Origin of the sequence: Streptomyces sp. NPDC013157 (assembly GCF_042899865.1) — a bacterium.
GTDB lineage: Bacteria > Actinomycetota > Actinomycetes > Streptomycetales > Streptomycetaceae > Streptomyces.
The window spans coordinates 64692-78608 of the sequence record NZ_JBIBAK010000004.1 but is presented as its reverse complement, the minus strand read 5'-3'; the positions used below and the strand labels follow the sequence as shown (position 1 = coordinate 78608).

The following is a 13917-nucleotide window of genomic DNA, read 5'->3' as shown; positions in this document are numbered from 1 at the left end:
GGTGACCGATGGATCACACGGGGGTCCTCTGGCCGTCGGCGGCACGAAGTGCCACCATGAGAGGGATCCGGGGACACCGTCAGGGTGCCTCGAGATGACTGAAGGAGCCGTTGTCATGACGCAGCTTTCGGCTGCCCAGACTGTGCAGAACAGCCCCTCCGACGGCAGCAGGACGCTGTACGGGGGGAAGGGCACCCGCCGCATCACGGTTCGCGACATCGCCCTCGCCAAGGAACGCGGCGAGAAGTGGCCCATGCTCACCGCCTACGACGCGATGACCGCGTCCGTCTTCGACGAGTCCGGCATCCCGGTACTCCTGGTCGGCGACTCGGCCGGCAACTGTCACCTCGGCTACGAGTCGACGGTCCCCGTGACCCTCGACGAGATGACGATGCTCTCGGCGGCCGTGGTCCGCGGCACCCGGCGTGCCCTGATCGTCGGCGACCTCCCCTTCGGCTCCTACCAGGAGGGCCCGGTGCAGGCGCTGCGCTCGGCGACCCGGCTGGTGAAGGAGGCGGGCGTCGGCGCGGTCAAGCTGGAGGGCGGCGAGCGGTCGCACGAACAGATCCGGCTGCTCGTCGAGTCCGGCATCCCGGTGATGGCGCACATCGGCCTGACCCCGCAGTCCGTCAACGCGATGGGCTACCGCGTGCAGGGCCGCGGCGAGGAGGCGGCCCAGCAGCTGCTGCGTGACGCCAAGTCGGTCCAGGACGCGGGAGCGTTCGCGGTCGTCCTCGAACTGGTCCCGGCGGAGCTCGCGGCCGAGGTGACCCGGGTGCTGCACATCCCGACCGTCGGCATCGGCGCCGGTCCCGAGACCGACGCGCAGGTCCTGGTCTGGACGGACATGCTCGGCCTGACCTCGGGCCGGGTCCCGAAGTTCGTGAAGAAGTACGCGGACCTGCGCGAGGTCATGGGCAACGCGGCCCGGGCCTACGCCGAGGACGTCGTCGGCGGGACGTTCCCGCTGGAGGAGCACTCCGTCCACTGAGCGCTCCCCTTCGGGGCGCTGCCCAGAGCCACTGCGGAAACACCAAGGACAGCCCGCCGATCTTCCCCCGTCGGCGGGCTGTCCCCTTTCTGCTTTCTGCTTTCTGCTTTCTGCGGCGAGGTGCGCCGGATGCCGTCTGCCGCGCCGTCGTGGCTGGTCGCGCAGTTCCTCCCCCAGCCTTCGGCCGGGGGTGCCCCCGCCCCTTACGGGGCGTTGCCGGACCCGCGTCTCGCACGAGAGCTTGGCGAGCTATCGGCGGTGTATCGGTGGGCTGTCGGCGCACTGTCGGCCCGTGTAGGCGGCCTGTCGGTGGTTTGTCGGTGGGGCCTGGCACCGTACTTGCCATGACGCGAATCGACAACAACGCCGTGTCCGTACGGGGGCTGGTGAAGCACTACGGCGACACCAAGGCACTCGACGGAGTTGATCTGGACGTCCGCCAGGGCACCGTGATGGGTGTGCTCGGGCCGAACGGGGCCGGCAAGACCACCCTGGTGCGGATCCTGTCCACGCTGCTGCAGCCCGACGCGGGAGAGGCGACCGTCGCCGGTTACGACGTGCTGCGCCAGCCCCGCCAGCTGCGCCGGGTGATCGGGCTGACCGGGCAGTACGCCTCCGTGGACGAGAAGCTGCCGGGCTGGGAGAACCTGTACATGATCGGGCGGCTGCTCGACCTGCCGAGGAAGGACGCGCGGGCCCGGGCCGACGAACTGCTGGAGCGGTTCTCGCTGACCGAGGCCGCCAAGCGCCCGGCGAGCACCTACTCCGGTGGCATGCGCCGCCGGCTCGACCTCGCCGCCTCGATGATCGGCCACCCCCAGGTGCTGTTCCTGGACGAGCCGACCACCGGACTCGACCCGCGCACCCGCAACGAGGTGTGGCAGGAGGTCAAGGCCATGGTCGGCGACGGGGTGACCGTGCTGCTGACCACCCAGTACATGGAGGAGGCCGAGTACCTCGCCTCCGAGCTGACCGTCGTGGACCGCGGGAAGGTCATCGCCGGCGGCAAGGTGGAGGAGCTGAAGGCGAAGGTCGGCGGGCGGACGCTGCGGGTGCGGCCCGTCGACCCGCTGCAGGTCCGGCCGCTCGCCGCCATGATCGACGAGCTGGGCATCACCGGGCTCGCCGGTACCACCGTGGACGGCGAGAACGGCACGTTGCTGGTGCCGATCCTCAGCGACGAGCAGCTGACCGCCGTGGTCGGCGCCGTCACCGCCCGCGGCATCACCATCAGCTCCATCGTCACCGAACTGCCCAGCCTGGACGAGGTGTTCCTGTCCCTCACCGGCCACCGCGCCAGTGCCCCGCAGGACGCCAAGACCGCCGACGACCGTCAGGAGGTCGCCGTATGAGCGCCACGACCGCAACCCCCACCGATGTCCGGATCCCGCTGCGCGGGCACCTGCGGCACACCGGGGCCCTGATCCGCCGCAACCTGCTGTGGATCAGGCAGGACCCGGAGTCGATGTTCGACGCGCTGCTGATGCCGGTCGTCTTCACGCTGCTGTTCGTGTACGTCTTCGGCGGCTCGATCGGGCAGGCGCTCGGCGGCGGTCAGGACGGATACGTCCAGTACGTCATCCCGGGCATGATCGCGATGATGAGCATGACGCTCTCGCAGGGTGTCGGCACCGGGTTCAGCCAGGACTTCAACTCCGGTGTGATGGACCGGTTCCGGTCGCTGCCGATCGGGCGCGGCTCGGTGCTGTTCGCGAAGATCTCGGTGGAACTGGTGCGGATGCTGTTCGCCACCGCCGTGCTGATGATCGTCGCCGTGCTGGTCGGGTTCCACATCAACCACTGGGCCGGACTGTTCGCCGCCGTGGGCCTGTCCGCGGTCTTCGCCTCCTCGATCATGTGGGTGTTCCTCACCCTGGGCGTGATCCTGAAGAACGCCCAGTCCGTGCAGGCCATGGGGTTCCTGGTGCTGTTCCCGCTGCAGTTCGGCTCGTCGATCTTCGCGCCGACGAAGTCGATGCCGGGCTGGCTGCAGGCCTTCACCGACTACAACCCGCTGTCCACGCTCGCCGACGCGGCGCGCGGACTGATGGTCGGCGGCCCGGTCGCCCACGACCTGTGGATCACGCTGGCCTGGTCGGTGGGGATCACGGCGGTGGCGGCACCGTACGCGATCTACAAGTTCCGGACGAAGAGCTGACGTCCACCGGGAAGTCCACACGGAAGACGACGTCAGAGCAGGGCGGTGGCCTCCGCGCGGGAGAGGCCGCCGCCCTCGGCGTACGCCGACTCGTAGGCAGGGTCGTCGGCGAGGGCGGCGCGGACCCGGACCTCCGACCGGTCGCGTGACGTGCGCTCCAGGCCGACCTGGAGGTGGCCGGGCGGCAGCAGGGCGTCGGCGGCGCCCAGGCAGCGGGCGGCGTCCAGGGCCCGTGCGCCCCCGTCGAGGCCGGCCAGGGCGACCGCCGCAACGGTCAGGCACAGGGAGGTCAGGTGCGGGGTGATGGCCTCGCTCAGCGGGTCGGCTGCGAGCCGCACCGCGTCCCGCAGCTTGGCCAGCGCCTCCGCGTGCAGGTCGTCGAGGGCGTCCACCCAGGCCTCCTGGGTGAGGATCAGGGCGTCGAAGACGACGAAGTGGGAGATCTTGAACTCGGAGCGCAGCAGCCGGAGTTGCTCGCGGGCCTCGGCGATGCTGCCGCTCAGCAGGAGCCAGGTGGTGAGGAAGAGCCGGGCCGCGGGCATCGACTCGTTGTTCACGCCCTCGTTGTCGGCGATGACCTGGCGCAGCAGCCGTTCCCCGCGCTCGGTCTGGCCCGACTCGATCAGCACGCTGCCGAGGCGGGCGTGCAGCACGGCGGCCTGGGCGCGGGCGCCCAGCCGGCCGACCCGCTCGATGGCGGCCTCGTAGTCGGCGGCCGCCGCCAGGTACTCGCCTCGGCGCTCCCGGGCCTCGGCACGCCCGGAGAAGGCCTCGGCGGTGCCCCAGTCGTCCCCGAGGCGTCGGAAGATCCCCAGCGCCTCGTCGGCGTCCCGGGTGGCGTCGCCCGCCCAGGCGGCGCGGTTGGCGAGCAGGTTGGCGCGCATGGCGAGGCTCCCGGCCAGCTCCCACTCGTAGCCCGGTGTCTCGCGGCAGGTGCGGACGGCGGCGTCGAGGATCTCGCGCAGCCGGTCCATGCCGCCGGTCAGCATCACGGCGAAGAACCAGAACATGCCCGGCGCCCGGCAGGTCTGCGGCATGCCGGGCTCGTAGACCTCGGTGACGGCGCGCAGCTTCGCCTGGGCCTCGGGCGTCTGCCAGACCTCCAGCTCGGTGTCCATGCAGGCCAGATGGGCCAGGTGCAGGCCGCGCCGGGCCTCGGCGAGGACCTCCCCGGTGTACGGCGGCGGGGTGTCGGTGCAGCGCTGCCACACCGGTTCGGCCCGGCGCAGCGGCGCGGCGAACGGGTCGGGGCCGAAGGCTATGACCTCGGCGCACCAGGTGCGGGTCTCGATCCGCTGGTCGTGCATCTGCCAGTACCAGAACAGCGAGTGGAGCAGACAGAGCGCCTCGTGCTCGTCCCGCAGGGCGACGGCGTGCCGCAGCGCGGTGCGCAGGTTCTCGTACTCCAGCTGGAGCCGCGCGATGGCGGCCCGCTGTCCGGTGCCGCGCAGCAACGGTTCGTTGGTGCGGGCGAGTTCGCGGTAGTACGTCAGGTGCGCGCGCTCGGCGGGGGTGCGCCCACCGCTCTCGTCGAGGCGCTCGCCGGCGTACTCGGCGACGGTCTCCAGGAGCCGGTAGCGCATCCCGCCGCCCTCGGCCTCGCCCGAAGGGGCCGCCACGACCAGGGACTTGTCGACCAGGGTGCCGAGCGCGTCGAGGGCGGCGGGGCCGCAGACGGCCTCGGCGGCGGCCAGGTCGCAGCCGCCCGCGAAGAGGGAGAGGCGGCCGAGGACGTCGCGCTCGCCGGCGTCCAGCAGGTCCCAGGACCAGTCGACGACCGCGCGCAGGGTCTGCTGGCGGGGCAGCACGGTGCGGCTGCCGGAGGTGAGGAGCCGGAAGCGGTCGTCCAGCCGGTCGGCTATCTGGCGCGGGGTCAGCATCCGCAGCCGGGCGGCGGCCAGTTCGATGGCGAGGGGCAGTCCGTCCAGGCGGCGGCAGATCTCGGCGCAGGCCGCCGCGGTCTCGTCGTCGGCGTCGACCGTGAAGCCGGGGCGGGCCGCGGCGCCCCGCTCGGCGAGCAGCCGCAGCGCCACCGGCTCGGGCAGCGGCTCCACCGGACGCAGCAACTCCCCGGGCACGCCGAGGGGTTCGCGGCTGGTGGCCAGGATCGTCAGGTCCGGGCAGCGCTCCAGGAGCCGGGCCGCCAGGTCGGCCGCCGCGTCGACGACGTGCTCGCAGTTGTCGAGGACGAGCACCATCCGGCGCCGGGCGCAGTGGTCGACGAGCCGCTCGACCGGGTCGTCGTGCCGGTCGGTGGCGGCCCGCATGGTCTCGGCGCCGCCGCCGTACAGCACGGCCTGGCGGGCACCGAGCGCACTGAGCACGGCCTCGGGGACGTCGGCGGGGTCGTCGACGGGGGCCAGCTCGGCCAGCCAGACGCCGTCCCGGGCGTGTTTCAGGGTCTCGGCGGCCTCCTGCGAGAGCCGGGTCTTGCCGGCCCCGCCGGGCCCGAGCAGGGTGACGAGCCGGGCGGTGGCGAGGTCGCCCCGGATGGCCTCGATGTCGGCCTCGCGCCCGACGAAGGAGGTGAGCCGGGCACGCAGGTTGCCGGGCCGGGCGGAAGCCGGTGCCGCGGGCTCCGGGTCGAGGAACCCGGCGTGCAGGGCGCGCAGTTCGGGCCCGGGGTCGGAGCCGAGGCGGTCGGCGAGGAGGTGGCGTACGTCGTCGTAGGCGGCCAGTGCCTCGGCGGTGCGGCCGGTGCTGTGCAGGGCGCGCAGGCGCAGGGCCTGGAGGGGTTCGTCGAGGGGGTGCGCGTCGCACAGGGCGGCCAGCTCGGGCAGGGACTGCTCGGCCTGGCCGAGGGCGAGGGCGGCGGTGTGGCGGGCGCGCAGGGCGTCCAGGCGGCGGACGTCGACGCGGGCCGCCTCGGCGGTGCGGTCGGGCAGGTCGGCCAGGGCCGGCCCGTGCCACAGGGCGAGGGCGTCGTCGAGGACGGCGGCCGCCTTGGCGGGGTCGCCGTCCGCGAGGGCGCGCAGCCCCTCGCCGGTGAGCCGCTCGAAGCGGTGCAGGTCGACGTCGTCGGGGGCGGCGGCCAGCCGGTAGCCGCCGTCGGTGGAGTCGATCGCGTCCGCGCCGAGCGCCCTGCGCAGCCGGCCGACCAGCGCCTGCAGCGCGCCGCCCGCGTCGGCCGGCGGCTCGTCGCCCCACACCTCGTCGACGAGCAGCCCGGCGGGCACCGCGCGGCCGGGCCGCAGCGCCAGCACGGTCAGCAGGGCACGCAGCCGTGCCCCGCCCACGGGGACGGCCGTGCCGTCGGGGCGGAGTGCCTGGGTGGTGCCGAGGATCGCGTAGCGCACGGGGTCCATTGTCCCTGGGGACGCCCGGACGCCGCCTGTGGGTTTCAGATGCGCATGAACTGCGCGGAGTCGAGGGTGAGGGTCTGGTCGGCGACGGGGATGGCGATCTCCTTGCCGAAGGGGCCGGACTGCGTGCACTGATAGGTGCCGTCTTCCGGCTGGGTCAAAAGCGTCCAAGTGGCGGCGAGGACGTCGACGATGAGGTATGCCGGGATACCGCGCAGGGCGTAGTGGTCCGGCTTGGTGTTGTAGTCGCGGTTCTTGGTCTCCGGCGAGACGACCTCCACGACAAACGGCAGCGAGCCTTCGTCGAACTCGCTGCTGCCGGCGTTCCACTGCCCTTCGCGTACCACGGAGGCATCGGGCTCGGGCTTGTATCCCTCTCGAGCGGGCAGGACCTTGAACTCGCCGATCGGCATCCACCCGGGCAACCCGGAATCGATCTGGCTGAAGATGCGCATCTGAGTCGTCACATGTGCTTGCGTGACAGGTACCACAGTGAGTCCGTTCCTCGTCAGGCGGAGCCGCATCCGCCTGGGCAACTCAATGGCCTCGAACGCGTCCGCCACCCAATTGTCGGTAATACTCACGGCACCTCCCGGTCCAGTCGATTCCGGAGTAACGACTACCAGGAACCCGTGGCCCTCCGCATGACGTTCTTCTCACGTCACCTGTACGGTCGACCCCGCACGCCACCTCCACCGACGCGCCCCGGGAGCCCCGCGCCATGACCGCCACCACCACCCGCCCCAGTGACCGGCGGATCAGTCCCGTGTTCGTCGGGATCCTCGCCGTCACCGCGGTCACCGGGTGGGCCACCTGGTCCGGGTTCGCCGAGCAGCCCGGGGTCGCCGTGTTCCTGTTCGTGACGGCGGCCTGGATCGTCTCGCTCTGCCTGCACGAGTACGCGCACGCGCGCACCGCCCTGCACGGCGGCGACATCACGGTGGGCGCGAAGGGCTACCTGACCCTGAACCCCCTGAAGTACACGCACGCCCTGCTGAGCATCGTGCTCCCGGTGCTGTTCGTGATCATGGGCGGGATCGGTCTGCCCGGCGGCGCGGTCTTCATCGAGCGCAGCCGGATCCGGGGCCGCTGGCGGCACAGCCTCATCTCCGCCGCCGGTCCGCTGACGAACGTCCTGTTCGCGGCCGTCTGCACCGCCCCCTTCTGGCTGGACGCCCTGGGCGGCGTCCCGCGCGACTTCCGTTTCGCCCTCGCCTTCCTCGCCCTGCTCCAGGTCACGGCGGCGATCCTGAACTTCCTGCCGGTGCCGGGCCTGGACGGCTACGGCGTGATCGAGCCCTGGCTGTCGTACGGCATCAAGCGGCAGGTGGAGCCGTTCGCCCCGTTCGGCCTGCTCTTCGTGTTCGCGCTGCTGTGGGTGCCGTCGATCAACACCGCGTTCTTCGACGTGATCGACGCGCTGCTGCGCCACCTGGGCGTCGGAGACCTCGACCAGTACTGCGGTCAGCAGCTCTACCGGTTCTGGCAGGGGACGGACGAGTTCTGCTCGGCCGCCGGCTAACCCTCACGCGGACAGCGGGAACTCCTCGCCCAGCTCCCGGAACACCGCCGTGTTGAGGGTGAACGCCCGCCTGCACTCGGCGACGACGCGCTGCTTCTCCAGGTCGTCGGTGTCCACCGCGTCCAGCAGCTCGCGGTAACCCCGCTTGAAGGCGGCCGGGTTGGCGATGTCCTCGAAGACGTAGAACCGGACGCCGTCGCCCTTGCGCTCGAAACCCCAGGTCCGCTCGGCCCTGTCGCGGATGATCTGGCCGCCGGAGAGGTCGCCGAGGTAGCGGGTGTAGTGGTGGGCGACGTAGCCGGCGGGCCAGCGCTCGGCGCACTCCCGCACCCGCGCCGCGTACTCCTCCGTCGCCGGCAGCGCCGTGAGCCCGGTCCGCCACCCGGCCCCGCGCAGGTGCGCCAGGTCCCGCTCCAGCGCGGCCAGCCGGAACAGCTCGGGCCGCACGAACGGCCCGGCCACCGGGTCCGACGCCAGCCGCCCGGCCGCGCCCTCCAGCGCGTCGTACACGAACCACAGCTGCTCGGTGTAGCGGGCGTACGCCTCCACGCCGAGCCGGCCGCCCAGCAGGTCGCTCATGAACGTCGAGGTCTCCGCCTCCACGTGCTGCTCGTGGGACGCGGTGCGGATGAGTGTCGAGAAGGAGTCCATGAGCAACACCCTCTAAGGTAAGGCTTACCTAAGTCAATGCCCTTACCGACGCTTCGTCGGTAAGGTTACCGACACCCTGTCGGTAAAAGCGTACCGGAAAAGGCCCGCCCTCCGAGGGGAGGGCGGGCCTGACCGCCGGTGGGCTACGGCAGGGTCAGGATCTCCGCGCCGGTGTCCGTCACCACCAGCGTGTGCTCGAACTGCGCGGTGCGCCTGCGGTCCTTGGTGACGACGGTCCAGCCGTCGTCCCACATGTCGTACTCGTACGTCCCGAGCGTCAGCATCGGCTCGATCGTGAAGGTCATCCCCGGGTGCATCACCGTCGTCGCGTGCGGGCTGTCGTAGTGCGGGATGATCAGCCCGGAGTGGAACGACGAGCTGATGCCGTGGCCGGTGAAGTCACGGACCACGCCGTAGCCGAAGCGCTTGGCGTACGACTCGATGACCCGCCCGATGATGTTGATCTGCCTACCGGGCCGGACCGCCTTGATCGCCCGGTTCAGGGACTCCCGGGTCCGCTCCACCAGCAGCCGGCTCTCCTCGTCGACGTCCCCGACCAGGTAGGTGGCGTTGTTGTCGCCGTGCACCCCGCCGATGTACGCGGTCACGTCCAGGTTGACGATGTCGCCGTCCTGGAGCACCGTCGAGTCCGGAATGCCGTGGCAGATGACCTCGTTGACGCTGGTGCACAGGGACTTGGGGAAGCCGCGGTACCCGAGCGTGGACGGGTAGGCGCCGTGGTCGCACATGTACGCGTGCGCCACCCTGTCGAGTTCGTCCGTCGTCACACCCGGCGCGATGATCTTCGCGGCCTCCTCCATCGCCTGCGCGGCGATGCGACCGGCGATCCGCATCGCCTCGATGGTCTCCGGGGTCTGCACCTCGGGCCCGGTGTACGGGGTCGGCGCGGGTTTGCCGACGTACTCGGGGCGGCGGATGTTCCCGGGTACCGAACGGGTGGGAGAGAGCTCCCCTGGTACGAGCAGCGACTGGCCAGACATGCCAGCGAGTCTAACCAGCGGGCATGGGGGAACATGTGGATGGCGAAAGGAGCCGGTCATGGCCCTGTTCAAGAAGCGGACCGTTGCGAAGCCGGGCGAGTGGTACTACTGCCTGCAGCATCAGAAGGTCGAGGAGGGGCCCGAGTGTCCCGCCAAGGACCGGTTCGGGCCTTACGCCACCCGTGGGGAGGCCGAGCACGCGATGGAGATCGCGCGGGAGCGCAACCTCCAGTGGGAGAACGATCCGCGGTGGCACGACGCGCCCGCCGGGGACCCTTCGGACGAGGGCTGATCAGGAGGGCTGGGTGGGACCGGCCGCGGCTTCGGTCGCGGCCTCGGCGGTGCGCCGGGCGCGCAGGCGTACGGCGTGCTCGTTGGTCTGTTCGTCGTACGACATCAGGGCGGGCAGGCACAGGGCCAGCAGGCCGACCGCGCCGGTGCAGAGCAGGCCGCCCGCGCCGACGGACGCCCGTACACCCAGCCATCCGGCCATGCCGCCGGAGCGGACCTGGCCGAGGGTGGGGCCCACGGAGTACGACAGCAGTTCGATCCCGGCGAGGCGGCCGCGCAGCTCGTCGGGGATCGTCTGGTTCCACATCGCGGCCCGGAAGATCCCGCTGACCATGTCGCAGCCGCCGGCGACGGCGAGGAGAAGCAGGACCAGCCACACGTTCGTCACGGCGCCGGCGGCGGCGATCGCGAGGCCCCACAGCGCGGCCGACAGCACCACCATCCGCCCGTGCCGGTGCACCCGTGAGGTCCAGCCGCTGACCAGGCTCACGAGGAGCGAACCGGCCGGGATGCTCGCGTACATCAGGCCGAGCGACCAGTTCGCGTCCAACTCGTCGGCGAGGAAGGGCAGCACGGCGAGCGGCATCGCCAGGAACATCGCCGCGAGGTCGACCGCGTAGGTGCCGAGGAGTTCCTTGCGGCTCCAGGCGTAGCGGGCGCCCTCGGCGACGGAGCGGAGGGAGGGCCTGGCGGCCTCGTGGGAGGCGGGCGACGGGGCGATGGGGAGGATGAGCACGACCGAGACGAGGAACGTGACGAGGTCCGCCCCGTACGCCCAGCCGAGGCCCGCGTACGCCACGACCAGGCCGGCGACGGCGGGGCCCGCGACGCCGCCGACCGTCCAGCGGAAGGAGTTGAGGGCCGCCGCGGCCGGGAGGTCGTCGTGGGCGACGATCCTCGGCAGCAGGGAGTCGAGGGCGGGGCGCTGGACCGAGACGAGGGCGGAGGACAGGGCCGCGACCGCGTACAGCGGCCATACCGCCGGGTGCGGCAGCAGGGCGTTGACCAGCAGGCCGGCACTGAGCAGGCCCTGAGCGGCCTCGGTCCGGACGATGAGGGCGCGCTTGTCGAGGGCGTCGGCGAGGGCGCCGCCGTACAGGCCGAAGAGGATGAGCGGGAGCAGTTCGACAGCGCCGATGGCGCCTACGGCGGCCGCGGAACCGGTGAGGTCCTTGATCTGCACCGGGAGCGCGACGAACGTCAGGAAGCTCCCGAAGTTGCTGATCAGACCGGAGACCCACAGCCGCCGGAAGTCGACGGAGGCCTTCCAGGGGGCTAGGTCGGGGAGGAGGCTCACGGTGGGCCATGCTGAACGGCTGGGCGCCTCGCCTCAACCGCTTTTCCGCCCGCCCGCCCACCCGACTCGGTTCGTGGAGAAGTGAGGTCTGAGGTTCCTCGGTGCTGCCGAAGGCAGTTCGGTCGACCGAGACGGGTGGGCGGGCGGACATCACCAGGGAGTCGGAGGCGGGGCCATCACCGTTTCCGCCAGCTTCGCCAGACGGTCCCTGAAGCGGCGGCGCCCCCGTGGGGAGGGGCCGTTCTCGCCGGCTGCCGCGCTGACGAGGTGCTGGACCGTGTCCAGGTCCAGTTCCGCGGCCTCGGGGACGGCGAGGGTCTCGTGGGCCATGGCGGTCAGCGCGTCGTCGGTGGTGGTGGAGAGGGTCAGGACCGTCACGCCGGCGCGGCGGGCCGTGTGGACCCGCTCCAGCAGGGGCTCGGCGTCACCCGTCGCCACCACGAGCAGGGTCTCGCCCCGGCGGGCCGCCTCGACGCGGCCGGGGCCCACCGCGAGGTGCGCCGGGTCGGTGGGACGGGCGTCGTACCGTACGAGGGTCGGCGCCAGTTCCGGCGTACCGGACCACGCCGCCTCGTCGACGAGGTGCGCGGCGAGATGCCACGGCTCGTACTCCGGGGTGCCGAGCAGGAGCAGTCCGCCGCCGTGGGTCACCACCGAGCCCCGCAGCGCGCCCGCGAATCTCCGTGTCGCGGTCAACCACTCTGTCCCGGCGAGCACTTCACGCAACAACGCGACCCGTACGGCGTCCATGCCTCCGCATACTGCCGCAATCGGACACTCGTGACGCGGAGTTCACCGCGAGTTCGCCCGACCCGGGGAGAAGGCGGCCCATGAGCGACGCAGAAGCAAGCATTCCCTTTCGCGCGGGCACAGAGGGCTACGCCAGTTTCCGGATCCCGGCGGTGGTGGTCTCCCGGGCGGGCACCGTGCTCGCCTTCTGCGAGGGGAGAGCCGACTCCGCCGCCGACCACGGGCACATCGACGTGGTGCTGAAGAGGTCCACGGACGGCGGGCGTACCTGGGGACCGCTCCAGGTCGCCGCGAGCAACGGGACCGACCTCGCCGGGAACCCGGCGCCCGTCGTGCTCGACACCGGCCGCATCCTGCTCGTGCACGTCCGCAGCGCCGCCTCCGCCGCCGAGGACGCGATCCTGCGCGGGCAGGTGTCCGACGCCGACGGGCGGCGGGTGTGGGTGCAGCACAGTGACGACGACGGGGTGACCTGGTCCGCCCCGGTCGAGATCACCAAGTCCGTGAAGAAGGCCGGGTGGCGGTGGTACGCCACCACGCCCGGGCACGCCGTCCAGTTGCGTTCGGGACGGGTGGTCGTGGCCGCCAACCACACCCTGCCGCCGACCGGTACGGACAACGGCACCGAGGGCAGGTACAACAGCGGGCACTGCCTGCTCAGCGACGACCACGGGGCGACCTGGTACCTCGGCTACCTCGACGAGAACACCGACGGGTACATCAACGTCAACGAGACCACCGCCGCCGAACTGCCCGACGGGCGGGTCTACTTCAACACGCGCAACGATTCCCCGGCGCCGGGGAACAGGGCCGACGCCCACTCGGCGGACGGCGGGTGCACCCTCGTGAAGCCCTTCCGGCCGCAGGCCGGGCTCAGCGCGCCCGTCTGCCAGGCCAGCGTGCTCCAACTCCGCGATCCCGACGTGCTGCTGTACTCCGGGCCGGGCGATCCGGCGGCCCGCGCCCTGATGACGATCCGCGCCTCCACGGACGGCGGCACCACCTGGCGGGCCGCGTACACGGTCGACGGGCTGCCCGCCGCCTACTCCGACCTGACCCGGATCGACGCGGCCACCGTCGGACTGCTGTACGAGACCGGCGACTTCAGCGCGTACACGACGATCACGTTCCGCCGGGTGCCCGTGAACCGCCTCACCTGACCGGGTGCGGCCGTCGGCCCGGACGTAGAGTCGGCCCATGACCTCTACCGACAGTGCACAGCAGCCGGCGGCCGAGAAGGCCCCCGCCAAGGATCCCTGGGACCTGCCCGACGTCTCCGGTCTGGTCGTGGGGGTGCTCGGCGGCACCGGCCCGCAGGGCAAGGGCCTCGCCTACCGGCTGGCCCGCGCCGGCCAGAAGGTGATCATCGGCTCGCGGGCCGCCGAGCGTGCGCAGGCCGCCGCCGACGAGCTCGGGCACGGTGTCGAGGGCGCCGACAACGCCGAGTGCGCGCGCCGCAGCGACCTCGTGATCGTCGCCGTTCCGTGGGACGGGCACGGCAAGACGCTGGAGTCACTGCGCGAGGAACTGGCCGGCAAGATCGTCGTGGACTGCGTCAACCCGCTCGGCTTCGACAAGAAGGGCGCCTACGCGCTCAAGCCGGAGGAGGGCAGCGCGGCGGAGCAGGCCGCGGCGCTGCTGCCGGAATCGCGGGTCACGGCCGCCTTCCATCACCTCTCGGCCGTGCTGCTCCAGGACCCGGAGATCGAGGAGATCGACACCGACGTGATGGTGCTCGGCGAGGTACGGGCCGATGTCGAGACCGTGCAGGCACTGGCCGGGCGGATCCCCGGGATGCGCGGGGTCTTCGCGGGCCGGCTGCGCAACGCCCACCAGGTGGAGTCCCTGGTCGCGAACCTGATCTCGGTCAACCGCCGCTACAAGGCACACGCCGGGCTCCGCGTCACGGACGTCTGAGCGGATGGGGGACACTGGTGGATGCCAGCAGTGTCCC

General features: G+C 71.9%; 13 protein-coding genes. 7 read left to right on the top strand and 6 right to left on the bottom strand.

Annotation, left to right across the window (positions count from 1 at the left end):
* Nucleotides 1-115 precede the first annotated feature (115 nt).
* The 3 genes from panB to ACFY6U_RS13670 all read left to right on the top strand — a co-directional run bounded on the left by panB (nucleotide 116) and on the right by ACFY6U_RS13670 (nucleotide 3149).
* Complete coding sequence (gene panB, locus ACFY6U_RS13680) at nucleotides 116-991, top strand: 3-methyl-2-oxobutanoate hydroxymethyltransferase (protein WP_390037798.1); 876 nt, start codon at nucleotides 116-118, stop codon at nucleotides 989-991.
* 344 nt (nucleotides 992-1335) lie between these two features.
* Nucleotides 1336-2343 carry an ATP-binding cassette domain-containing protein gene (locus ACFY6U_RS13675; protein WP_351717558.1) on the top strand — a complete coding sequence of 336 codons (1008 nt, stop codon included), beginning with the start codon at nucleotides 1336-1338 and terminating at the stop codon, nucleotides 2341-2343.
* Nucleotides 2340-3149 (top strand): ABC transporter permease, encoded by an 810-nt coding sequence (locus tag ACFY6U_RS13670; RefSeq protein ID WP_351491581.1) that lies wholly within the window; start codon nucleotides 2340-2342, stop codon nucleotides 3147-3149. The genes ACFY6U_RS13675 and ACFY6U_RS13670 overlap by 4 nt, the downstream gene beginning before the upstream one ends.
* Before the next feature lie 32 nt (nucleotides 3150-3181).
* Here ACFY6U_RS13670 and ACFY6U_RS13665 read toward each other — a convergent pair whose 3' ends face one another.
* Both ACFY6U_RS13665 and ACFY6U_RS13660 read right to left on the bottom strand, forming a co-directional pair.
* On the bottom strand, nucleotides 3182-6454 hold the full coding sequence (locus ACFY6U_RS13665) for a BTAD domain-containing putative transcriptional regulator (protein WP_390037796.1): 3273 nt from the start codon (nucleotides 6452-6454) through the stop codon (nucleotides 3182-3184).
* 35 nt (nucleotides 6455-6489) lie between these two features.
* Complete coding sequence (locus tag ACFY6U_RS13660) at nucleotides 6490-7035, bottom strand: Uma2 family endonuclease (RefSeq protein ID WP_390037794.1); 546 nt, start codon at nucleotides 7033-7035, stop codon at nucleotides 6490-6492.
* 137 nt (nucleotides 7036-7172) lie between these two features.
* Here ACFY6U_RS13660 and ACFY6U_RS13655 point away from each other — a divergent pair, with 137 nt between their 5' ends.
* Complete coding sequence (locus tag ACFY6U_RS13655; protein WP_390037792.1) at nucleotides 7173-7973, top strand: site-2 protease family protein; 801 nt, start codon at nucleotides 7173-7175, stop codon at nucleotides 7971-7973.
* A 3-nt stretch (nucleotides 7974-7976) separates the two neighbouring features.
* Here ACFY6U_RS13655 and ACFY6U_RS13650 read toward each other — a convergent pair whose 3' ends face one another.
* Nucleotides 7977-8624 carry a heme oxygenase (biliverdin-producing) gene (locus ACFY6U_RS13650; RefSeq protein WP_390037790.1) on the bottom strand — a complete coding sequence of 216 codons (648 nt, stop codon included), beginning with the start codon at nucleotides 8622-8624 and terminating at the stop codon, nucleotides 7977-7979.
* 143 nt (nucleotides 8625-8767) lie between these two features.
* Entirely contained in the window at nucleotides 8768-9625 is an 858-nt protein-coding gene (gene map / locus ACFY6U_RS13645; protein ID WP_351491592.1) for a type I methionyl aminopeptidase, read from the bottom strand.
* 58 nt (nucleotides 9626-9683) lie between these two features.
* Between map and ACFY6U_RS13640 the strand changes: the two genes are divergently transcribed.
* Nucleotides 9684-9917 (top strand): hypothetical protein, encoded by a 234-nt coding sequence (locus ACFY6U_RS13640; protein ID WP_351491595.1) that lies wholly within the window; start codon nucleotides 9684-9686, stop codon nucleotides 9915-9917.
* On the opposite strand, the gene ACFY6U_RS13635 is transcribed toward ACFY6U_RS13640, so the two are convergent.
* Together ACFY6U_RS13635 and ACFY6U_RS13630 are read right to left on the bottom strand one after the other, a co-directional pair.
* On the bottom strand, nucleotides 9918-11213 hold the full coding sequence (locus ACFY6U_RS13635; RefSeq protein WP_390037788.1) for an MFS transporter: 1296 nt from the start codon (nucleotides 11211-11213) through the stop codon (nucleotides 9918-9920).
* A 150-nt stretch (nucleotides 11214-11363) separates the two neighbouring features.
* Nucleotides 11364-11963, bottom strand: coding sequence for a hypothetical protein (locus tag ACFY6U_RS13630; RefSeq protein WP_390037787.1), 600 nt, complete (start codon nucleotides 11961-11963; stop codon nucleotides 11364-11366).
* A gap of 80 nt (nucleotides 11964-12043) precedes the next feature.
* On the opposite strand from ACFY6U_RS13630, the gene ACFY6U_RS13625 reads away from it, so the two are divergent.
* On the top strand, nucleotides 12044-13123 hold the full coding sequence (locus ACFY6U_RS13625) for an exo-alpha-sialidase (RefSeq protein WP_390037785.1): 1080 nt from the start codon (nucleotides 12044-12046) through the stop codon (nucleotides 13121-13123).
* 37 nt (nucleotides 13124-13160) lie between these two features.
* Nucleotides 13161-13880, top strand: a complete 720-nt coding sequence (gene npdG, locus ACFY6U_RS13620) for an NADPH-dependent F420 reductase (RefSeq protein WP_390037783.1) — start codon at nucleotides 13161-13163, stop codon at nucleotides 13878-13880.
* The last annotated feature ends 37 nt before the right edge of the window (nucleotides 13881-13917 follow it).

Coding starts and splice junctions, on each gene's coding strand:
- panB (WP_390037798.1), top strand. CDS start 116: ATGACGCAGCTTTCGGCTGCCCAGACTGTGCAGAACAGCCCCTCCGAC.
- map (WP_351491592.1), bottom strand. CDS start 9,625: ATGTCTGGCCAGTCGCTGCTCGTACCAGGGGAGCTCTCTCCCACCCGT.
- ACFY6U_RS13670 (WP_351491581.1), top strand. CDS start 2,340: ATGAGCGCCACGACCGCAACCCCCACCGATGTCCGGATCCCGCTGCGC.
- ACFY6U_RS13630 (WP_390037787.1), bottom strand. CDS start 11,963: ATGGACGCCGTACGGGTCGCGTTGTTGCGTGAAGTGCTCGCCGGGACA.
- ACFY6U_RS13640 (WP_351491595.1), top strand. CDS start 9,684: ATGGCCCTGTTCAAGAAGCGGACCGTTGCGAAGCCGGGCGAGTGGTAC.
- ACFY6U_RS13655 (WP_390037792.1), top strand. CDS start 7,173: ATGACCGCCACCACCACCCGCCCCAGTGACCGGCGGATCAGTCCCGTG.
- ACFY6U_RS13675 (WP_351717558.1), top strand. CDS start 1,336: ATGACGCGAATCGACAACAACGCCGTGTCCGTACGGGGGCTGGTGAAG.
- ACFY6U_RS13650 (WP_390037790.1), bottom strand. CDS start 8,624: ATGGACTCCTTCTCGACACTCATCCGCACCGCGTCCCACGAGCAGCAC.
- npdG (WP_390037783.1), top strand. CDS start 13,161: ATGACCTCTACCGACAGTGCACAGCAGCCGGCGGCCGAGAAGGCCCCC.
- ACFY6U_RS13625 (WP_390037785.1), top strand. CDS start 12,044: ATGAGCGACGCAGAAGCAAGCATTCCCTTTCGCGCGGGCACAGAGGGC.
- ACFY6U_RS13665 (WP_390037796.1), bottom strand. CDS start 6,454: ATGGACCCCGTGCGCTACGCGATCCTCGGCACCACCCAGGCACTCCGC.